Annotated in this window: 20 protein-coding genes and 1 tRNA gene; 19 read left to right on the forward strand and 2 right to left on the reverse strand. The window is 39.8% G+C overall.

The genetic code is table 11. The annotated features are described in order from the left end of the window. Positions 1 to 152 precede the first annotated feature (152 nt). Positions 153 to 2,315 carry a hypothetical protein gene (locus DC498_RS09720; RefSeq protein WP_116873956.1) on the reverse strand — a complete coding sequence of 721 codons (2,163 nt, stop codon included), beginning with the start codon at positions 2,313 to 2,315 and terminating at the stop codon, positions 153 to 155. A 323-nt stretch (positions 2,316 to 2,638) separates the two neighbouring features. Here DC498_RS09720 and DC498_RS09725 point away from each other — a divergent pair, with 323 nt between their 5' ends. Beyond that, positions 2,639 to 3,469, forward strand: coding sequence for an IS982 family transposase (locus DC498_RS09725; protein WP_116874090.1), 831 nt, complete (start codon positions 2,639 to 2,641; stop codon positions 3,467 to 3,469). 110 nt (positions 3,470 to 3,579) lie between these two features. Beyond that, entirely contained in the window at positions 3,580 to 4,386 is an 807-nt protein-coding gene (locus DC498_RS09730; protein WP_116873957.1) for a metallophosphoesterase family protein, read from the forward strand. Positions 4,387 to 4,545: 159 nt separating this feature from the next. On the opposite strand, the gene DC498_RS09735 is transcribed toward DC498_RS09730, so the two are convergent. Next, positions 4,546 to 5,808, reverse strand: coding sequence for an aspartate kinase (locus tag DC498_RS09735; RefSeq protein ID WP_116873958.1), 1,263 nt, complete (start codon positions 5,806 to 5,808; stop codon positions 4,546 to 4,548). A gap of 116 nt (positions 5,809 to 5,924) precedes the next feature. Between DC498_RS09735 and DC498_RS09740 the strand changes: the two genes are divergently transcribed. From DC498_RS09740 to DC498_RS09825, 17 genes are all read left to right on the forward strand, one after another. After that, the gene (locus DC498_RS09740; protein WP_116873959.1) at positions 5,925 to 6,683 is read left to right on the forward strand and encodes an ABC transporter ATP-binding protein; all 759 of its coding nucleotides are present in this window, start codon (positions 5,925 to 5,927) and stop codon (positions 6,681 to 6,683) included. 27 nt (positions 6,684 to 6,710) lie between these two features. After that, entirely contained in the window at positions 6,711 to 7,442 is a 732-nt protein-coding gene (locus DC498_RS09745) for an FKBP-type peptidyl-prolyl cis-trans isomerase (protein WP_116874091.1), read from the forward strand. Between the two features lie 65 nt (positions 7,443 to 7,507). Beyond that, a tRNA-Leu gene (locus DC498_RS09750) sits at positions 7,508 to 7,589 on the forward strand. A 384-nt stretch (positions 7,590 to 7,973) separates the two neighbouring features. Beyond that, positions 7,974 to 8,309 (forward strand): hypothetical protein, encoded by a 336-nt coding sequence (locus DC498_RS09760; RefSeq protein ID WP_116873961.1) that lies wholly within the window; start codon positions 7,974 to 7,976, stop codon positions 8,307 to 8,309. Between the two features lie 897 nt (positions 8,310 to 9,206). Next, a complete protein-coding gene (locus DC498_RS09765; RefSeq protein ID WP_206197579.1) occupies positions 9,207 to 9,998 on the forward strand; it encodes a carbonic anhydrase family protein in 792 nt (263 codons plus the stop codon). Between the two features lie 11 nt (positions 9,999 to 10,009). Further along, positions 10,010 to 10,681: a Pr6Pr family membrane protein gene (locus DC498_RS09770; RefSeq protein WP_116873962.1), complete on the forward strand. Its 672-nt coding sequence runs from the start codon at positions 10,010 to 10,012 to the stop codon at positions 10,679 to 10,681. A gap of 564 nt (positions 10,682 to 11,245) precedes the next feature. Beyond that, complete coding sequence (locus tag DC498_RS26155; RefSeq protein ID WP_165813805.1) at positions 11,246 to 13,933, forward strand: sigma-54-dependent Fis family transcriptional regulator; 2,688 nt, start codon at positions 11,246 to 11,248, stop codon at positions 13,931 to 13,933. Between the two features lie 338 nt (positions 13,934 to 14,271). Beyond that, positions 14,272 to 14,589, forward strand: coding sequence for a phosphoribosylpyrophosphate synthetase (locus tag DC498_RS09780; protein ID WP_133176812.1), 318 nt, complete (start codon positions 14,272 to 14,274; stop codon positions 14,587 to 14,589). Between the two features lie 19 nt (positions 14,590 to 14,608). Next, on the forward strand, positions 14,609 to 15,013 hold the full coding sequence (locus DC498_RS09785) for a hypothetical protein (protein ID WP_116873964.1): 405 nt from the start codon (positions 14,609 to 14,611) through the stop codon (positions 15,011 to 15,013). 88 nt (positions 15,014 to 15,101) lie between these two features. Further along, positions 15,102 to 16,106, forward strand: a complete 1,005-nt coding sequence (locus DC498_RS09790; RefSeq protein ID WP_206197580.1) for an alpha/beta hydrolase — start codon at positions 15,102 to 15,104, stop codon at positions 16,104 to 16,106. A gap of 77 nt (positions 16,107 to 16,183) precedes the next feature. Continuing rightward, on the forward strand, positions 16,184 to 16,939 hold the full coding sequence (locus tag DC498_RS09795; RefSeq protein WP_116874095.1) for an SDR family oxidoreductase: 756 nt from the start codon (positions 16,184 to 16,186) through the stop codon (positions 16,937 to 16,939). Between the two features lie 216 nt (positions 16,940 to 17,155). After that, positions 17,156 to 17,344, forward strand: coding sequence for a hypothetical protein (locus DC498_RS25990; RefSeq protein ID WP_133176813.1), 189 nt, complete (start codon positions 17,156 to 17,158; stop codon positions 17,342 to 17,344). A gap of 54 nt (positions 17,345 to 17,398) precedes the next feature. Continuing rightward, positions 17,399 to 18,172, forward strand: a complete 774-nt coding sequence (locus DC498_RS09805; RefSeq protein ID WP_116873966.1) for an alpha/beta hydrolase — start codon at positions 17,399 to 17,401, stop codon at positions 18,170 to 18,172. A 62-nt stretch (positions 18,173 to 18,234) separates the two neighbouring features. Then, positions 18,235 to 18,582 carry a YciI family protein gene (locus DC498_RS09810; protein WP_116873967.1) on the forward strand — a complete coding sequence of 116 codons (348 nt, stop codon included), beginning with the start codon at positions 18,235 to 18,237 and terminating at the stop codon, positions 18,580 to 18,582. 73 nt (positions 18,583 to 18,655) lie between these two features. Further along, entirely contained in the window at positions 18,656 to 19,108 is a 453-nt protein-coding gene (locus DC498_RS09815; protein ID WP_116873968.1) for a carboxymuconolactone decarboxylase family protein, read from the forward strand. Between the two features lie 141 nt (positions 19,109 to 19,249). After that, positions 19,250 to 19,708 carry a redoxin domain-containing protein gene (locus DC498_RS09820; protein ID WP_116873969.1) on the forward strand — a complete coding sequence of 153 codons (459 nt, stop codon included), beginning with the start codon at positions 19,250 to 19,252 and terminating at the stop codon, positions 19,706 to 19,708. Positions 19,709 to 19,720: 12 nt separating this feature from the next. Further along, positions 19,721 to 20,260 carry a DsbA family protein gene (locus DC498_RS09825; protein ID WP_116873970.1) on the forward strand — a complete coding sequence of 180 codons (540 nt, stop codon included), beginning with the start codon at positions 19,721 to 19,723 and terminating at the stop codon, positions 20,258 to 20,260. Positions 20,261 to 20,296 lie beyond the last annotated feature (36 nt).

Genomic DNA, 20,296 nt, shown 5'->3' on the forward strand with positions numbered 1-20,296 from the left:
CTTTCAAATCTAACCAATATCTATCCGTATACAAACCACTTCTGCCGCTCATTATGTGTAAGCTGCTTCTACCGAACAGGGCAGTCATCCTTTTGAGTGCTGCCCTGTTGTGTTTTAGTATAAACCGCCCCTTGCTAAAAATATTCTATAACTTACCAGCTTAAAGATACACTGATCCCGTCCGGGTCATTATCAAAGCTGAGGTAATATGTGTTTGATGATTTATCCCAGGAGTTTTCCACGGTTGTTTTTTCTCCTTTAGTATTAGTTACAACAGTAGTTTTTGGCGCAAAAGGAAGATATATCCGCATACTGTTTATCGTGTTAACAGGGCTTTTCGCTGTAAAGCTGTAAGATCTACCGTTTACTGATTCATTATAGATCCGCGAAGCGGATGCCAGTACCTTCGGCGTTTTCTTGTTTTCTATCCTGTTGATATTGTATAAAAAAGCCTGCGTTCCGGGCGCAACAATTTTTTTTGCCAGCACAGGTAGTTTAGGATCAAAAAGATCTATTACCGGCCCCGTTACCGTATAAGGTTCATTACTAACCGCTTCATCCATTACAGCAACAATATCATAAGGCCCGCGCTTTAAATAAAAATTATTCTTCACTAAAAATTTTCCGGCTTTAGCATCCGATTCATAGGCTTGTTTAATAATGTCTGCATATTTCGCATCTGTTCCTGCCTGCATAGCAAATGCTTTTGGGTTTTGTCTTATCACGTATACTTTGCCTTTCCCAACAGCAAAGCTCTTATCTTCGGTGCCGGCTTCAATACCCAGCTGTTTAAACAGGTGATCAGCAGGCGCAGCATAATTGTTGCCTTTGGTGTTCCACCATTCCATTACTTTCTGGTAAGGATCATCATCTTCTCCGCAGTAAACCAGCACACCACCGCTCTTTACCCAATCAGCCAGGTATTTGTGAACATCAGCATCGTGTGGTTTCATATTTGAATAACTAACTACCAATACCCTGATGTTTTTTAATGTTGCCGGGTAAGAAAGATTTTCCATGTGCACTGTTTCTACCGGAATACCGCGTTTTACGAATGGTAATGTTTGGCCGTAGAAGTTTGAAAACTGCGGATCTTCATAACCATTATGCGTGGGAAAACGCTGGAACATCAACGAATTGCTCATCAGCACTCCAATACCACCTGTGCCGGTAACATGGTTTGCTGATACCTGTATATCATTCAACGCATTTACCATTACCTGCATTTGCGTTGAATAATATTTTGGTATCAATACTTTTTCATCGCTGTTGGCGAGTTTATAAGGGCGTGTGTATATTCTTTCGGGCCAGGGCATTACCTCATAATCAGCCACCATCGGGTAAAGCAGCTTTGCAGTAAAAGTAGCTTCGTAATTTCTTTTATAATCTGCCCAGTCGCGCGGCCAGTCTTCTATAGGATCTGTAAGAAAAAACAGTTTTCTTTTTGTTGGCGCCGTCATCGAAACCATAGAGCCGTATTCCAAAAAAGCGTTTTCAAATACACGCTCCTTTTTTACACCATTAAAAAAGGTCGGTTCCCGTGATGTGCCTGTCCATACCTGTGCAATGTAGCCGTCAATACCGGGTAATGAAGCAAGACTTGCTTCAGGGCTTACAATCTGCCAGGAAGAATAATTCACCAGCGAGTGCGTAGGTATATACACTTTTACATCCAGTCCTTTTGTTTTGCCATAGGCTTTGGCATACGACGATACTTCTTTAATGGCATTATAGTACAACTGGTATTTTAATTTGCTGGATAGATAAGTGTTCTCCGGGGATTCATGTTGCGCACGCCAGGGAAAGCCGTAATATTTCTGCCATTCCTGTTTAAATACTTCACTATATCCTGCTCTTGCCCAAAATTCAGGTTCTTCAAGATAGATAGAACTAATACCGGCATCTATTACTCTTTTAACTACTCTTTCCTGCATAAATTTTATGAAAGAAGCAACAGGAACTACATAAGGAATATTTCTACCATGCCAGATAGTATCTCCTTTAACCGTTTGCTGACCTTCACCCAAATGATTTTGACAATCCCATTTGCCTAAAAAATAATCATCGTATTGTCCCCAGGCTATGCCCGTCATAAAATGCACTTTATACCCCCTGTCTCTCCATGATTTAACCCTTTCTTCAAATGTCATTTTTCCTCTTTCACTCACACCATATACAATAGCGATATCTGATCTTACATCAATTTCAGGTATCCAGTGATGCGCTGTTTGAAATGCTGTTTTTTCCTGCGCCTGTATATTGGCAAACAAAGAACATGATATTATTAAAACCGGAATAATATGCTTTAATTTCATGACGATAACTTTAAAAAATATTAAGAAGTTAAGTGCATTAAGAAGAGCGCTTAACGGGTGCATTTCAAATTTTCGCGCCGGAAGTAGGTGGTATCTTCACCAACCAGCCAAAATTTGAAATGCGCCCCACTTAACTTCTTAATGTTTTCAATAATAAATTTAAGCGATAATAGAACTATGGAACATCAACCCTCACAGCGTCATTATAATTATGCCGTTTTATACCTTCGGTAGCATAATTAACCCAAGTTGCTAATAAAATGAGAAAGAAAGTGAGCATCCAAGGATATAATTTTGAGTTACCATACCAAAATCAGATCAAGATGCTCACAGAGGATAAAATTATAGGGATTTATTGTATTATAGATGATATTTTAAAAGGAATAGGTCACAGGGAAGATGAGCGGCGCAGAGTAAGTGACAGTGAGGTTATAACAACGGCACTGGCATCAGCTCTTTATTTTGGCGGTCATTTGGATAATGCCCGAGGCTTTATGAAAATGACAAAGTTGGTACCTAAGATGCTTGACAAAAGCCGGTTTAACCGGCGGTTACATTCGGTGAGCGAGCTGGTTTTTCCTATGTTCTGGCAGTTGGGCAATGAGTTAAAAAACATAGCTGGAGCATCGGAACACGTAATCGATTCATTCCCCGTAGCGTTATGTGATAATATCCGTATCAGTCGCTGTAAGTTACTCAAAGGAGAGCAATGGCGTGGCAGGCAAAGCAGCATGCGCCGATATTTTTATGGTGTGAAAGTTCAGGTGATGATAAATACTCAGGGAATACTGGTTGAGTTTGGTTTTGTGCCTGGTTGCGAAAGCGATGTGCAGGCTTTGAAAAAACTGCCCATGGCTGTAACGCCGGAAAGTAAGATATATGGAGATCCTTCATACACCAATTATCAGGCAGAGGATGGCATAAAGGAAGCAGAATTCATTGAGCTAATGATTTGCCGGAAAAGCAATTCCAAAAGACCGGATCAACCGTGGATAAGATTTATCAAAGATTATATGCGAAAAGGGATAGAAACGACCTTTAGCCAAATAAAAGCATTGTTTCTCAGAAAAATACATGCAGTAACATTTAAAGGGGTTTTGATAAAACTAGTGATGTTTATTCTTGCTTTTACCTTGAATAATCTTACCAATTAACTAGCAACTTAAATTAATTAATATGTTTTGAAACAATCAATGTATCAACACTCAAATTTTTGTAGCTTACAATTTATAGTATTGAAATCTCAAATAATAAACCCAACCACATGCATCGCCGTAATTTTATCCGTACAGTATCCGGTTCCCTGTTTTTGCTTGCTAATGGCAATATTGTAAGAGCTGCTTCTTTTAACGAGCAAAAAGTTTTGCTGCGTTTTGCCATAGCGTCTGACGGACATTATGGTGAAGCCAAAACCGAATTCGACACATATTATAAATCCCTGGTAAAATCCATTAATGAATTTCATGGTAAGCTGCCGTTGAATGCCTGCGTAATCAATGGTGATATTATTCATAATGAACCCGCCTTTATGCCTGAAGCCGCAAAGGAATTACAACAATTGCAGGTACCCTTTTACGTTACCCGCGGTAACCACGACAGGGTAACCGCTGATGTGTGGCAGCAAACATGGAATATGCCGTTGAATCATGCTGTAGTGATACAGGACCAGGTATTTTTGCTCGGCGACACTTCTAATGAAAAGGGAAAATACCTGCCGCCAGATCCTGATTTTTTCAATGAAAATTTCAAACACTACAAGCATGCAAAAAATATTTTTATTTTCCTGCACATCACTCCGGTAAAATGGACAGAAAATGCTGTGGATGGCATAGATTTTCAAAAACTCATACAAAAGCAAAAGAATATAAAAGCAATATTTAACGGGCATGATCACGACCAGGATAATATTAAAATGCTGGGCAATATCCCTTTTTTATTTGACGGTCATTTTGGTGGCAGTTGGGGCACATCATATCGCGGTTTCAGGGTAGTGGAATTGTTGGACGATAGCACTATGCGCTCGTATATTATGAACCCTGATGTTCGGATCAATGAGTTTGAGAAAAGATAGTAACCCGTACTGTTTTCAGGATAATTGTAATGTTAGAACCGCGGATGCAAGTATTTCTCTATCTAAATCTTTATAAAGAGGGTTATATACTACAGCATGCATTAAGCTGATTTTTTGATCATTCTGAGGAATTCATTTTCAAACTAACTTATTCCCATATCACCTCATCAACACCTGTACCGTTACCGGAGATTGCTGCTTCAATACAATTTGTTTTCCTTCTGTAAGTTCAGATAGTAATATATCGGTATAGTGGCGGATGGTAAGCAATGTCAAACCTTTTTCCACCTGCACATCAAATAATGCTGTTGCTTCACCTGCAAGCTGGTCTGTTTTTTCACTTTTATCATCTGTTGAAACCACCAGGCTTACCGCGCCTGTTTGTATAAGATTAGGTGTGATTTTGTTCTCTGCAAAAAAATGATACAATCGCGACATTTCATGTTCACCTACAAAAGAAAAATCTTTTGAATGCAGATGCAGCAATGCCTGGTTGTTTTTCAAGACTATAATAGAAGGTAAATGCTTTATATTTTTATCATGTATGATAGTGCCGGGCAAAGACGGATCCAGGAAACATTTTACGAATAGCGGTATTTCTTTATTCTGTAAGGGCTTTATTGTTTTTGGGTGAATAACCTGTGCGCCGTAATATGCCATTTCAATAACCTCATCATAGTTCAGTTCACTTATTACTTTTGCAGAGGGAAATATTTTAGGGTCGGCATTCATCACGCCTTCCACATCTTTCCATATTATAACACTTTCAGCATCCATCATATTCGCGAAAACAGCAGCAGTATAATCGCTTCCTTCCCTGCCGAGCGTTGTACTTTCGTTTTCATCAGTAGCACCGATAAAGCCTTGTGTTAATACAATATCACAATCTGCAAATACAGGTTTAATATGCTGTTGAACATTTTTGTTTGTGATATCCCATTCAATAACGGCTTCCCTGAAATTATCGTTCGTTCTGAAAATATCGCGAACGTCAATCCATTGATTGACTATTCTTTTTTCATTAAGATAGGCGCTGATGATTGCCGTTGAAAACAATTCGCCGGAACAAACGATCTGGTCATAATAATAGTCGTATTCGCGTACAGGTTTATCATGTAATGCCCATTCTATTTCGGTAAAAAGCTGCTCCAGCTTTTCATAGGTTTCATTGTATGTAGTAATAAGAAGATATTTGGCCGTATTGAGGTGTTGCGTTTTAATGTGTTCAAACAATTGCAGTGCCGCGTCTTTCTGGTTATTGAAAAAGGCTTCCGTTATTTTTTCAAGGGCATTCGTGGTTTTTCCCATAGCTGAAATAACCACTACTTTTTTTTCACCCTCGTAATGTTTAAGAATACCGGGTAATTGCTGAATACGCTCCACACTGTTTACACTTGCACCGCCAAACTTGAATATCTTCATACCTTAACAAATACTTTAATACAATTGGCAAATATAGCTGGAAGATTAACGTTTAGATACGCAGACATTAATATTATTAATTTGCCAGAATGTATATCTGCATTAACTTGCCGCCCATGTCTGCAATAATATCAGTAAAAAATCTCGTGAAAAACTATGGCAGTTTTGAGGCTGTTAAGGGCATTAGTTTTGAGGTGCAGGAAGGAGAGATTTTTGGTTTGCTGGGGCCAAATGGTGCTGGTAAATCTACCACGCTTGAAATTATAGAAACCCTTCGCAATAAAACCAGCGGGGAAGTGATTGTTGCAGGATACAGTATTGATAAAGATATTGATAAGATAAAGCGCATTATTGGCGTGCAACTGCAAACTTCCGGTTTTTACCCCGGGCTAAACCTTATCGAGCTGATCAATCTTTTCAGCGGATTATACAATGAGCCCGTTAACCCACAGGAATTATTGCAGCTCGTAAACCTTGAAGACAAAGGCAGGAATAAATTTAAAGAGTTAAGTGGCGGGCAGAAGCAGCGGTTTTCCATTGCCACTACCATTATTAATAAACCCAAAATCATTTTTCTTGATGAACCTACTACGGGGCTCGATCCGCAGGCAAGAAGAAACCTTTGGGATTTGATAAGAAATATCCGCGCAAAAGGAACAACCATTATTATCACCACGCACTATATGGATGAAGCAGAAATATTGTGCGACAGGGTGGCCATAATGGACCAGGGAAAAATCATTGCGCTTAATTCTCCTGATCAGCTGATAGATGACCTGGTGGCTACCGGGTTTGAAAGACCTAAGGAAGTAAAACAGGCCAACCTGGAAGATGTATTTATTAACCTTACAGGCCATGCATTAAGAAGTGAATAAATCTTGTTTATAAATTCCAGTCAAAAAATGAAAAAGAATATTGCCATTGTGCTTTTATGCGCTGTATGTTTTAATAGCCTGGCTCAAACCAAACCGGCAGTAAAAAAGAAACCGGTAACAACACAAAAAACTACTGCGGCTACAGGCGGTGTAGTATTGAATACAGCTTTAGACAGTTTGAGTTATGCGCTTGGTGTGCTTGATGCTACTTTTTTTAAAGCGCAGGGAGTAGAAAAAATTAATTACGCCCTGATGAATAAAGGATTTGAAGATGTGTTGCGTGGCAGAAATACATTACTAAACAATCAACAGTGTGATATGACCGTAAGAGAACAATTGCAGGCGTTTATGCGCAAAAAAGCTGAAGCAGTTATTGCTGAAGGAGAAAAATTTCTTGCAGAAAATCAAAAGAGAGAAGGTGTGAAAGTGACCCCCAGCGGCTTACAGTATGAAATACTTAAAATGGGTGACGGACCCAAACCATCCGATACCAGTACAGTTAAAGTACATTATGAGGGCTTTTTATTAAACAGCGCAGATCCTTTTGACAGTTCCAGAAAAAGAGGGGAGCCAATTTCTTTCGGGCTTAACCAGGTTATCAGAGGTTGGACGGAAGGACTTCAATTAATGCCGGTAGGGTCAAGATTTAAATTTTATATTCCTTATACATTAGGATATGGGGAGCAAGGCTCAGGCAGCACCATCCCCGGAGGCTCAATGCTGATTTTTGATGTAGAGTTATTGGGTATAGAACAATAAATTACCTGAAATTTTACCCGTGTTTGTAAAATACCTACATTTGCCCTCCCAAAAGTAAAAACGATGCCCGGGTGGCGAAATTGGTAGACGCACCGTCTTCAGGTGGCGGCGCCGCGAGGTGTGCTGGTTCGAATCCAGTCCCGGGCACTAACTCAAGTATCAAAAGGTTATAAATCAATGATTTATAACCTTTTTCTTTTCTGTCAATTGTCGGCTTTGGCCACTTTTTTTCCGCATTTTCTCACTGTTGTTGACAGACCAAATGACAGACTTTTTCAGTGGGAAATGCGCCCCTGCATCTGGCTTTGCCAGCACACATCCAAACGCCCTACAGTGGCAGTTTGTGCAACAGTTTTCAGGCAGTTATGACAGACCTGCCATAAAGAATTTTCCAAACAGATTTTACCGCCTTTTACCGTTGGTTCCCTTTCATCAAAATTGGACAGAAAACATCCGTGCAGAATGGCAGCAACAGCAGCAAACGGTGCAAAGTTTGAGCACTGATCTTATCATCTTTAAAATTGTGCTGTTATGAATTATCTGAGAATTCCGAACAAAAAAGGCGACAAGATCATTTTCCATCATGATTTCGGACGTGGTAAAGGACAACGCCCCTCTACCGGGATTTTTATCTATAAACGTCCCAAAGACTTCATTCAAAAGAACCATAACAAGGAAGCCCTGGCTTTGCTGGAAGTGGTACTTACTACCCGGATCATACAGAAAAAGACTGACCAGCCGGTTACATTAACGCTTCATCCGATTGCACAATCCGTATTGAAAAGAAGGAAAGATATACTCACGTATAAGTTAAACTATGATGATGGCGACCTGGTATTCAACCTGCCCTCACAGGACATGTTTTAGGACAATGGATCAGCTTTACCAGTATTCACAAACACATTACATGGTCATGTGTCCGGTTGAGTTTCTCTATCCTGCTGAAAGATAAAAAACGTAGACGATGAGGAACTCAAAAGTATGAGTCAGCCTCTTTTTATTCAGATACCTGATGAAGACATGTACCCATTTATGCGATTTTCAAGCTCCTTTTTTTATTTTTGATACATCCCCTGCTTTTGCTGGCAACCTCCATTATACTACTCTTGTTATAATACTGTACTAACTGTACGAGATTGCTATGTGATTCAAACAAGTGATTTAAACTATGAAAAAGCTGTTTAAAATCATTTGTATTAAAATCAAATATTACATACTTCTTTTGTAAATGAACGATGTTGATGAAAGTAAACAGGAAATTTTATCATCAAAGTTGCAACCCGTAAAATTGACAGTATAAATTGAAGTCGTGTAATTTTTTTTATACTTATTTTTTGATTCCCTTATTCACTTTTTTAATCTTTCACTCAACAAAAAGATTACAAAGATCAAATTTACGGAGTGCAACAATATGAGTCAGGATGTCCAGAATCTGGACAGTCCCTCTAAATGTAACATTGAGTTTTTGAAGCCATGAAAGCAGAGATAATTTATTTTACTCAATTTGTTTCTGATCGTTCTGAAAAGTTACTATTTCAATTTATCCCTGTTTGTGCTTACATTCTATGCCAAAATCCTTCCTGCATCTGCTTTTTTTGTAAGTTTATACATACGTAAATCTTATTACCTCCTGTTTTGCTAAATAGAATTTCTCGTCCGGCATATCCATTGCAATCAAGTTATTCTCGCTGCGGCAATCCGAATTCATGATGAAAGTTTAAAGCAAATTGGGTCAAAGTAAAAAAGAAAAATAATTTTTTAGTAATGAAGATCTCTTCAAAAACAAAACTTTTAACTCTTATAATGACAATTATTATGAAACCATTTTTAAAATATTTTTATTTTTTTATTCTGGCAATCTTATCTCTTAACGCTTGCAAAAATGACCCCGAAAAAGGTTCAGTGCTTATAGATGAAGACGAAATTATTAAAGACGTTTTTGTTATTACCGAAGATGTGCAATCGAAACTAAGTCCGGACTTTATTATCGATGCCTTAAAGAAAGGCAATACCGACTACACGCAAGACAATTTGACTGTCAGAAATACGTCAGCCCGTATTAGAAATGCTTCTTTGGGTCAGCATCCGGCGGCTGTTATTTTATCTTGCTTGGACTCCCGCGTTCCTGTTGAAGATGTTTTTCATGCAGGTATCGGCGACCTGTTTGTTGCACGGGTTGCGGGAAATATAAGTAATGTGGACATTTTAGGAAGTTTGGAGTATGCCTGTAAAGTCTCCGGAGCAAAAGTTATTGTGGTAATGGGTCATGAGCATTGCGGAGCTGTTAAGTCGGCAATACAAGATGTAAAACTGGGCAATATAACAGAACTCCTTTCCAAAATAAAGCCTGCAATTGATAGCTTAAAGGAATTTTCTGGAGAAAAGAGCTACAATAATTTAGCCTATATGGAAGCGGTAACGCATGCTAATATCCATCTCACCATTGATAATATCAGAAGAGGAAGCGCTATACTCAAAGAGATGGAACAGAATGGCGAGATTAAGATTGTCGGGGCAGAATATCATATGGAAACCGGCAAAGTTGATTTCTTATAATATTAATTGAAATGAAAACAACAATGCAAAATGCCTTTTCAAAAGATATAAGGTGGGTCAATGCTATAGTACTGATTCTTATGGCAATAGTAACAGTCATCGCCATCGAACCTTGGAGTGCATGGGACGTAGATCCGAATGCTCATGGATATGGTTGGAATAGATTCTGTTACTTTACTATTCAGAGCAACTTTATCGCAGTAATAACCTACATTATCGCTGCGTATGCAATTATCAGAAAAAAAACACTTGGAGGATGGTTCAGGTATTTCAGGGCGGGGGCAGTACTTTATATGCTGGTAACCGGAATAGTATTTGCCATACTGCTAAGCGACATTGAATTGCCCCTCTTGTCTCAAAAACTGAAATGGAAAAACTTTATTCTGCATCAATTCGGACCGTTCTTTATCATGGTATGGTGGTTAATTTGGCCATCAAGACTCGCTATAAGCGTCATAAATTCAGTGCGTTTGCTCATATTTCCAATGCTTTGGACAATATTTACTTTCTTTAGAGGGTACTTCATAGGCTGGTATCCATATCCCTTCCTTGATAGTAAAGAGGTGGGAGGTAAATTTGAAGTAGGCTTATACGTTATGGGGATTGCCGCTTTCTTCATTCTACTCAGTCAACTGTTGGCCTGGGTAAGTCGGGCCAGGACAAACAATGATACACTTTATTGAAAGCTAACCATATCGTTCATAACGATAGACTTCAAATTTCTTTTCGCTTTGCTTGTCATTCCTTTAATGAGTGCAGTTGCCTCTTTGCTTGCAATACCTGCCATATCAATTTGTCTACGATGCGAAACTTCAAAGTTTCAATGTCCAGATTCTAAACAGGTTCTGTTTGAAATATTTTAGCTTTTAAAATTTTGAAAGCGGGAATAAACAACAGAAGTGATTGAACTGTTTGATACGCTGTCCTGCGTTAAAAGGCTTTTTGTTTGACATCAACCAGCTGCACAAAATAGATCGGTAAGCATATATAACTAAACATTTTTCATATCATGTTCCGCTTGCGCAATTTGCAAAATTGACAGGCAGAAGTCTTTCAGCATTCAAAAGAGATTTTACAAAATTATACGACAGCCATGGGGCATTCCCAGGTATGGCTTACGTTAGTCTCCAGGCTCCATACTTTACAGCCAAATCTTCAACAAATTTCTTTCTATTTAACTATCTTTAAATCAGTTTTTAAGCATTTAAATCTCCAGGATAATTCACCCAAGTTTAAAACATCGGGCAATGAAAAATTCCGGTACAAAAGAAAAGCCAAAAAGGATAAAAGACAAACGGGAGGAAGATTACATTTCTTTATCCAGGCACCAGGTTGAGCACTATAAAAAGGAAAAAGATGTTTTGCTCAACTTAAGTAATGATATTACCAAAGTCAGGGGTAAAGATGATCTTGTAAAAGTCTTTTCATCAAGGCTAAAAGATTATTTCTATTTCACACATACCGTTATTTCGCTGATTAACAAAAAAAATGGAACGTATTATCCTTTCCTAATGGATAAAGCGTCAATGCACATCAGGCATCGCAGCGAACTGCCTTCTTTATTAAAAATGCAATTTGTTATTGATGACCCATTTCTTACACAGGTTAAGGATTCTGAAATATCGGCGGCTTTTCTTTTAGAGGACATAATAAACAAGCCGGGCATACCCGCTTTTTTAAAAGTGAATTATGAATGTGGGATAAAGAAAGCCATGATTGTGAAATTAAAAAGCAAGATGGAAATCATCGGCCATGTGTTGATGTACTCAGATAAAACTGATAGTTTTCCACAGGATTTTAAAGATATCCTGGAAAGGATAGCGCCTCATTTATCCAATGCTGTTGCCAACATTATAATTAATGAAGAAATTGAAGAAAAAGAAAAGGAAAAATCAATATTACTTTCTTTAAGCGAAGAAATTGCGGCATTGAGGAGCCGTGAAGATTTGCTGTATGTTGTAAACACCCGTATTAAAACACTTTTTTCGGTAAACGAGTTTGGAATTGCACAGATAAACGATGATGGAGTCACCTACAGCGCTTTTGTGATGGATGTTACAGATAGCCTGAAAAGGGTTACAGGTTTTGAAAAAGTTACTTCAGCAAAATATAATATCAGCGACCCTTTATTCAGTACTATACTGCGTTCAGAAGAACCCATCATATTTGATATATACAAACTTGCAGCAAAGCCCGGTATGCCTGCATTTGTTCATTTTTGGAAAGATGCCGGACTAAAGCATGTGCTGACAATGAGAATGCATGTGGGAGAAAAAAACGTAGGCTGCGCTTACCTGCACCTCGGCGATAATGAAGCAGAAAAAATAAATTTCAATTTACTGAAAGCTGTTTGCGCCCATTTATCAGTGGCCATTTCCAATATTCTTTCAAATGAACAAATCAGCAAAAAACACCAGGAGCAAACTTTTTTGCTGGAGTTCAGTAACGATATTGCCCGGGTAAGGACGAAAGCAGAATTGCAGGCCGCCATTTTTAAAGTACTGGAAAAGACCTTACACATACAATTAGGGATGATACAGATAATTGAAGACGACGGCTTCAACCTTTACCCATTCATGTATGATACAACGCTGTATGATAAAGCAAAATCAAAATCTTTTTTTGATGAAATGGTGTCCAAACGTGTGACCATTAATGAATACTATACAACCAAAGTGCTTGCCAGCGAGGAGGGCGTTATATTTAATGTGGATGAGGAAGCTGCAACAGGTAATCCGTATGCAAGGTTATGGAAAACCACTGGTTTTGAAAATATGTATGCGCTGCCATTGCGCACTGGTAGTAAAAACCTTGGCACAATATGGTTGCATGCAAACCGCCTGAGTGAGTTGATGGTAAAAGGTATCTGCTCACAAATATCCATAGCTATTGCCAACATACAGGCAAACGAAAAATTGCTTGCCTATAAAAAACAGTTGGAAATTGAAAATGATTATCTCAAAGAGCAGATTAAAACCATCTATAATTTTTCTGATATCGTTGGCAGCGGGGAAGAAATGCAAAAGGTATATCATCTCATGTCGCTTGTTGCGGAATCTAATTCTACCGTTTTATTGCTGGGCGAAACGGGCACAGGCAAGGAACTAATAGCGAGGGCTATTCACAATGCATCTCCCAGAAAAGAAAAATTAATGGTGAAAGTGAATTGTGCTGCTTTGCCGCCAAATCTTATTGAAAGCGAATTGTTCGGGCATGAAAAAGGCGCGTTTACCGGTGCTATTGAAAGGCGCATCGGCAAATTTGAGCTTGCTAATAACAGTACTTTGTTTTTGGATGAAATAGGTGAAATGCCGCTTGAAACACAGGTGAAATTACTGCGTGTTTTGCAGGAGCGGGAATTGGAGCGTGTGGGAGGAAGAACAACCATTAAAGTTGATGTACGCATTATTGCAGCCACTAATCGTAACCTTGAAAACGAAGTAAAAGCCGGACGTTTCAGGTCTGACCTGTATTATCGCTTAAATGTGTTTCCTATTACGCTGCCTCCATTAAGAAACCGCACGGAAGATGTTGAAGCCCTTGCAAACTTCTTCCTTTCCCGCTATTGTAAAAATTCAGGGAAAAACATCACTGCTATCTCTGCAAAATGTATTCAGGAATTAAAAAGTTATACCTGGCCCGGTAATGTGCGTGAACTGGAACACCTTATTGAACGAAGCATCCTTTTAACTCAGGGGAATGTATTGAATGAAATACAATTACCTAAATCGCCTGATGATGCAACTGCAAATGACCTTAACACATCCAACAAAACACTTGATGAACTTGAGCGCACCTATATTATTGAAGTGCTGAAAAGATGCAGCGGGAAAATATCCGGCAGAGGCGGCGCCGCTGCTGTGTTAGGAACGCCTGCCACCACCCTGCATTCTAAAATGAAAAAACTGAATATTGTAAAGGCAGATTATTTTTAATAGCGCTAGCTATACCTAAAATTGTTTTGAAGCATTTTTAGGTTACTGCCTCAATTACCCCCGTTAAGTTTCGTTGCAACAACTTTGACTGCCCATCAACGGCATGGCCGGCATTCGCTTCCTACAACTTGATTAATTAGCTAAAGCTCTCTATCAAACAATTCACGAAATACAGTGCAGCGCTTCGTCAGTTTACGAAATAACGTGTGCCTAATTTTATACCTATGCTTACAATGATATAATAAACAATTAGTTATACAATGGCACGCCGCTTGTTTTTGTCTTCGCCAATTAAGCTCAAACTGTTGAGTTGCATTGATAACAAAGAAACGGCGATCATGAAAAATTATAAATCACTCACAGATGCTTTGGATGACCTTAAACAAAGAGGTTACAAAGAAGATTTTAAAACGCAAACAACTTGCCTGTACTGCGGCGATATTGATGTAAGGTTAGATCCGCAGGATTTTAATATAGACGAGTCGTACAGCTTTAAAGAAGACGCAAATGGCAGCTGCCTGTTGTTGGCAATCACAAGTTCAACCGGTTTAAAGGGTACAGTGGTAGATAACTATAGCTATGAGTCTTGCAGTATAAATTTTGAGATGGCAAAGAAGGTACAGGAAAGCATTAAAAATAGATCATGTATAAGTTAATCATTAAAATAAATTTTTTATGAGTGAAAGTTTTCAGCAACGGGTCAATGAATGGATGCAAGCCTGCTTTGGCGCAGCATTATCCAAAGATAAGATGGAGCGCAACCACAGGTTTTTGGAAGAGGCTTTGGAATTGATACAGTCACTCGGTTGCACAAAATCTGAAGCACATCAAATAACAGAATATGTATTCAGCAGGCCGGTGGGAGAAACTTATCAGGAATGTGGCGGTGTTATGATAACACTTGCAGCCTTGTCAACATCGGCATCATTAAACATGTTTACCTGTGGGGAAGAGGAATTGAAAAGGATATGGAAACACGTTGAACAAATCAGGACAAAGCAACAGGGAAAACCTAAACATTTACCATCATCCCTGCAAAATTGCCGGGTAGGATTTCGCAGAAAAGTAGCAGACAAATAATTATATCACAATTAAAACTATGGTTATGAAAAATCTTTTACGCTTCCTCATTCAAACAATTTTATTCATACACATAAACACATTTGTTATGTCACAAAACAACAAACCTGCCAAAGCAGAGAATGATCCCAGGATCTTTAAGGAAGTCAGGGCTTTTCTTGAAGCCCTGAACTCAGGAACCGGCAAACCTATTGAACAACTCAGCCCGGCTGATGCCAGGCAGGTCCTAGCAGGTGCGCAAAGTTCAGTTACAGTTAATTACTCGGGTATTGAAGAAGCTGAACGAACAATAACACAGGATGGTGAACAGGTAAAAGTTCATATTGTTAAGCCGGTTAATGTGAAGCCTGGCGGCCCGGTATTCATTTATATTCATGGCGGCGGCTGGGTATTGGGCGATTACCCCACGCACAGGAGAATAGTTAGGGATCTGGTCGTGGAAAGCGGGGCTGTGGCTGTCTTCCCGGATTATACCCCATCTCCTGAAGCTTATTATCCTGTTGCTGTTTATCAAATTTATGCAGCACTTAAATGGGTGGCCAAACATGGCGATGAAATAGGCGTCGATGGCAATAACATTGCTATTGTTGGTAACAGTGTTGGGGGCAATATGGCTGCGGCGGTATCATTATTGGCCAAAGAAAAAAATGGCCCGGCCATCAAACTACAGGTATTGCTATGGCCGGTAACGGATGCCAATTTTGAAACAGATTCTTACAAAGAATTGGGTGAAGGAAGGTTCCTTTCAAGAAACATGATGATATGGTTCTGGGATAATTACTTGCCTGATAAAAATGCCCGAAAAGAAATTTACTCCTCTCCGTTGCAGGCAACGTTGGAACAATTAAAAGGGCTTCCACCTGCACTTATTCAAACAGCCGAGAATGATGTATTGCGCGATGAAGGCGAAGCTTATGCCCGCAAGCTGAATGAAGCCGGTGTAGAAGTTACGCTGACAAGATATGGCGGATTAATTCACGATTATGGATTATTAAATGCGCTGGCAGAAATACCTGCTGTAAAATTGGCACTGTTGCAGGCAGCAGTAGTAATAAGGCAGGCGTTGAATGCGGAAAATAGCATCGTCAGATGACATCAGCTTTCTCTAAACATTATTTAATCACAATATATTCTAAGCATACTCTTAGAATAAAATCAAAAAAAAAGGTCATGAAAATTGTAGTAATCGGCGGAACCGGCCTTATTGGTTCGAACCTCGTAAATAAGCTCAGCCAGCGTGGCCACACTGTAATAGGAGCTTCACCTGCCACAGGCGTTAATACCATTACAGGTGAAGGTTTGCCTGAAGTGCTGAAGAATACTGATGTTGTTGTAGATGTTTCCAACTCTCCCTCATTTGAAAACCAGGCTGTTTTGGATTTTTTCAAAACATCTACCATCAACCTTATAGAAGCAGAAGTGTATGCGGGTGTAAAACATCATGTTGCCATGTCTGTAGTGGGTGCAGACCGTCTTCCCGACAGCGGTTATCTCCGCGCTAAAGTGGCGCAGGAGGAGATCATTCGTGAATCCAGCGTTCCTTACAGCATTTTACGTTCTACACAATTTTTTGAATTTGCAGACAGGATCGCGCAGTCTGCCACTGTTAATGATGAAGTACACATATCGCCTGCAGAATTTCAGCCAATAGCTTCAGATGAAGTAGTGGCGGCGCTTGCAGATGTAGCAACCGGTACACCTGTTAACGGAATTGTGGAAGTGGCCGGGCCGGTGCGTATGCCCATGAGCGAGTTCATTCGCTATTATCTAAATGCAACAGAAGATTCCCGCAAATTGATAGCAGATGAACACGCCCGCTATTTTGGTACTGAGTTAAATGATGAATCACTGGTACCCGGCGCAAACCCGCTTCTTGGAAAGATTAAATACGAAGATTGGTTTAAACTGCAATTGGCAAAAGTGTAATCTCAGGAATCCTTCCAAGGAAATCTTATTGACTGCCTTTCGTAACGAAGATGACGGGTGTCAGTTCGTTGAGGCGGCTGTAAAGGGCGTGCACTTTCCACCCGTTCGTGCATGAGACAAACCCACGTCGGCGCGGCGTCTCCGCAAAGCCGATCAGCTACACAACAAAACGGCTGGCAGTATTCCATTTTTATCCAAAATAATAACACGTTTTTTATGAAGAAGTTTTTTCTACCGAGAAAGACCGAGCGAAGCATTGTGCCTATTTCATCGGAAAAGTTCCAGGAAAACATCTACCCTGACCGGCGTGAAAAAAATATAGCAGACGGCGGTGAATTCCTGGACGATTTCTGGCGTATGAAAGATCAACCGCTTGGTGAAACAGTTGCCGAAGAAGATGAATAATTCCCGGCAGATCTTATAAGAGTTAAAATTAAATAATCAGTAAAAACAAATTTTATGTTTACTCAACAATTTACATCAATTGCATTAGCTACAGCAGCTATGCTATTCTCTTCGCCTGAAAATACTACTCTTCAGGCTGATACAAAGGGCGTAAAAAATATTGTATTGGTACACGGCGCATTTGCCGACGGCTCAAGCTGGTCAAAAGTGATCCCCCTGTTGCAGGCTAAAGGATTAAACGTGATAGCCGTACAAAACCCGCTCACCTCTTTTGATGAAGATATCGCTGCTACTAAAAGGGCAATTGCAGAAGCAGATGGCCCCGTGCTTTTGGTTGGGCATTCCTATGGCGGCATGGTTATTTCCGAAGCAGGAAAAGATCCTAAAGTAGCCGGCCTGCTTTATGTTGCCGCTCTCGTACCCGAAGAGGGGCAAAACGTAAACGACGTCAATGCAGCGATGCCACCAACGGCGGTCGGACCTGAATTTAAACTCAATGCGGAAGGCTTTTTGTCTTTATCCCTAAAAGGCATCAATGAGTTTTTTGCGCAGGATTTACCTGCCGACCAAAGAAAAGTAATATATGCGACACAGGTTACCTGGGCTGCATCGGCAACAGAGCAGAAAGTATACAGCCCGGCATGGAAAACCAAGCCATCATGGTACATAGTTGCTGCAAAAGATGGGATGATCAACCCGGACCTGGAACGTTTTAAAGCAAAGCTGATAAAAGCAACAACGCTTGAGCTTAATTCCAGCCATGTTCCCATGGTTTCTCAGCCAAATAAAGTTGCTGATTTCATTATTAAGGCGGCAGGCAGTTTATAAATGGATGCATAATTAGCTGCCCCGATTCTTTCCATAATTATAAAATCATAAAATCAAATAAAATGAATGAGTTTTTAGTAGCGATCCACAGGGATCTCACAAGCAAGCACCCCAAACCTTCACCGGAACAAATGAAGGAAGCATTAAAACCTTACCAGGATTGGATAGCAGGTATCGCATCCGGCGGTCAGCTGGTTGCCCCGCCAAAGCGCTGGGATGTTGACGGCAGGGTAATAAGCGATGCAAAAAAAGTGCATAAAGGGCCTTTTGCCGAGGGCGCGATATCACTCGGGGGACTGTTTCTCATCAAAGCAGAAAACTATGATGAAGCTGTAGCAATTGCCCAAAAATGCCCTATCATTCAATACGGGGCCATTGTTGAAGTGCGCATGGCTATTCCCGCAGCATAACAGAAAACAATGAGTGCCTCTGCCTATACAGCGGCACTCATTTAGTAATTTATACTCGTTAAAAAATAAAAAAATGAAAAAACGCATTAATATTAATACCGCCGAACCGCTGGCGTTAAAAGCAATGATGGCTTTGGAAACTTATCTTTCGCAAATATCCATTTCCTTAACTGTAAAAGATTTGATTAAAATTCGCGCATCGCAGATAAATGGTTGTGCCTACTGCATTGATATGCACGCGAAGGCTGCACTAAAAAATGGCGAAACCGATCAGCGTATTTTTTTGCTGAATGCCTGGAGGGAAACCAATAATATTTTCAGCGATGAAGAAAAAGCGGTGTTAGCCATAGCAGAAGAGGTGACACTTATTCATAAAAGTGGTTTGTCTGATGAAACTTATGAAAAAGCAATTGGTCTTTTTAGTGAAAACCAGGTAGCACAAATTGTGATGGCTGTTGTAACCATAAATGCGTGGAACAGAATTGCATTGAGCAGTCATCTCCAACCCGGTGAAAGTTTTGCTTAAGAAACAGCGCAAGAGCAGAAGTGACCGGCTTAGCCGTTGAAAACTGGCCGGATTACTTCTGCATTGCTTGTTAAGAAAGCCGTATTCTCTTCATGTAAAAAGAAGCGGAAAATTAAATCATAACAGATAAAAGTGATCGAGATGTTAGCAATAGGAACCAGGGCGCCGGAATTTGCATTGTATGCTTCGCCTTATCAAAAAATGAGATTAAGCGAACTAAGGGGCAGTAAGGTTATTCTTTCATTTTATCCTGCAGACTGGAGCCCAGTATGTGGCGACCAGATGAACCTTTATAATGAGATGGAAAAATATTTTATCCGGCACCATGCTCAAATGATCGGTATATCGGTTGACAGCAGGTGGTGTCATGCTGCCTTCACTGAACATAACGGGTTTCATTTTCCGTTGCTTGCGGATTTTGAACCCAAGGGCGCAGTAGCCAGGCAGTATAAAGTTTATGATAATGAGGCAGGACAATGTCAGCGTGCCTTGTATGTTTTGGATGAACAGGCAATTATTCGTTGGAATTATCTATCGCCGGTTGGTATTAATCCCGGGGCGGATGGCATTTTAAACGCGCTGGAACAATTGGATAATTAAAAAACTATACAAATGAAACAACTAATGCCTGCTGTAAATAGCAGCGATCATATTTACGGCAATAAAAGAGCACTTATTGAACTGGTAGAATACGGAGACTATCAATGCCTGTATTGCGGACGTGCTTATCCTCTCATAAAAAATATGCAGAAAGAGCTGGGGCCGCATCTGAAGGTTGTGTACAGGAATTTTCCTTTATCAAAAAGTCATCCTTATGCTTTTGCCGCAGCTATAGCCGCAGAGGCTGCTGCGTTGCAGGATAAATTCTGGGAAATGCATGATACTGTTTTTGAGAACCAGGAAATTTTGAATATAGACAGCCTTATTGATTTCGCAGAAATGATCGGCCTTAATCTTGAAAAATTCAAACAGGATATTCAAAAAAAAGTTCTGGCAGATAAAGTGGAACGTGATTTTGAAAGCGGCTTGCGAAGCGGTGTTAATAAAATACCTTCTTTTTACATCAACGGAAATAAATATGAAGGGAACTGGGAAGAAGGCGGCCTCTTCAATTATTTAAAAAGTAAAATGGCAGAGATTGCAATTTTCTAATCCGTCATAATTCATATAAGTATAATACAAAAGAAA

Origin of the sequence: Terrimonas sp., from assembly GCF_003075435.1 — a bacterium.
In the GTDB taxonomy this organism is placed as follows: Bacteria; Bacteroidota; Bacteroidia; order Chitinophagales; family Chitinophagaceae; genus Agriterribacter.

Bases quoted from the DNA above. Each gene is read 5' to 3' on its own strand.
- DC498_RS26155 (WP_165813805.1), top strand. From the start codon at position 11,246: ATGAAAAATTCCGGTACAAAAGAAAAGCCAAAAAGGATAAAAGACAAA.
- DC498_RS25990 (WP_133176813.1), top strand. From the start codon at position 17,156: ATGAAGAAGTTTTTTCTACCGAGAAAGACCGAGCGAAGCATTGTGCCT.
- DC498_RS09780 (WP_133176812.1), top strand. From the start codon at position 14,272: ATGAAAAATTATAAATCACTCACAGATGCTTTGGATGACCTTAAACAA.
- DC498_RS09765 (WP_206197579.1), top strand. From the start codon at position 9,207: ATGAAGATCTCTTCAAAAACAAAACTTTTAACTCTTATAATGACAATT.
- DC498_RS09740 (WP_116873959.1), top strand. From the start codon at position 5,925: ATGTCTGCAATAATATCAGTAAAAAATCTCGTGAAAAACTATGGCAGT.
- DC498_RS09805 (WP_116873966.1), top strand. From the start codon at position 17,399: ATGTTTACTCAACAATTTACATCAATTGCATTAGCTACAGCAGCTATG.
- DC498_RS09820 (WP_116873969.1), top strand. From the start codon at position 19,250: ATGTTAGCAATAGGAACCAGGGCGCCGGAATTTGCATTGTATGCTTCG.
- DC498_RS09815 (WP_116873968.1), top strand. From the start codon at position 18,656: ATGAAAAAACGCATTAATATTAATACCGCCGAACCGCTGGCGTTAAAA.
- DC498_RS09760 (WP_116873961.1), top strand. From the start codon at position 7,974: ATGAATTATCTGAGAATTCCGAACAAAAAAGGCGACAAGATCATTTTC.
- DC498_RS09785 (WP_116873964.1), top strand. From the start codon at position 14,609: ATGAGTGAAAGTTTTCAGCAACGGGTCAATGAATGGATGCAAGCCTGC.
- DC498_RS09720 (WP_116873956.1), bottom strand. From the start codon at position 2,315: ATGAAATTAAAGCATATTATTCCGGTTTTAATAATATCATGTTCTTTG.
- DC498_RS09725 (WP_116874090.1), top strand. From the start codon at position 2,639: ATGCTCACAGAGGATAAAATTATAGGGATTTATTGTATTATAGATGAT.
- DC498_RS09745 (WP_116874091.1), top strand. From the start codon at position 6,711: ATGAAAAAGAATATTGCCATTGTGCTTTTATGCGCTGTATGTTTTAAT.
- DC498_RS09770 (WP_116873962.1), top strand. From the start codon at position 10,010: ATGAAAACAACAATGCAAAATGCCTTTTCAAAAGATATAAGGTGGGTC.
- DC498_RS09730 (WP_116873957.1), top strand. From the start codon at position 3,580: ATGCATCGCCGTAATTTTATCCGTACAGTATCCGGTTCCCTGTTTTTG.
- DC498_RS09825 (WP_116873970.1), top strand. From the start codon at position 19,721: ATGAAACAACTAATGCCTGCTGTAAATAGCAGCGATCATATTTACGGC.
- DC498_RS09795 (WP_116874095.1), top strand. From the start codon at position 16,184: ATGAAAATTGTAGTAATCGGCGGAACCGGCCTTATTGGTTCGAACCTC.
- DC498_RS09790 (WP_206197580.1), top strand. From the start codon at position 15,102: ATGTCACAAAACAACAAACCTGCCAAAGCAGAGAATGATCCCAGGATC.
- DC498_RS09810 (WP_116873967.1), top strand. From the start codon at position 18,235: ATGAATGAGTTTTTAGTAGCGATCCACAGGGATCTCACAAGCAAGCAC.
- DC498_RS09735 (WP_116873958.1), bottom strand. From the start codon at position 5,808: ATGAAGATATTCAAGTTTGGCGGTGCAAGTGTAAACAGTGTGGAGCGT.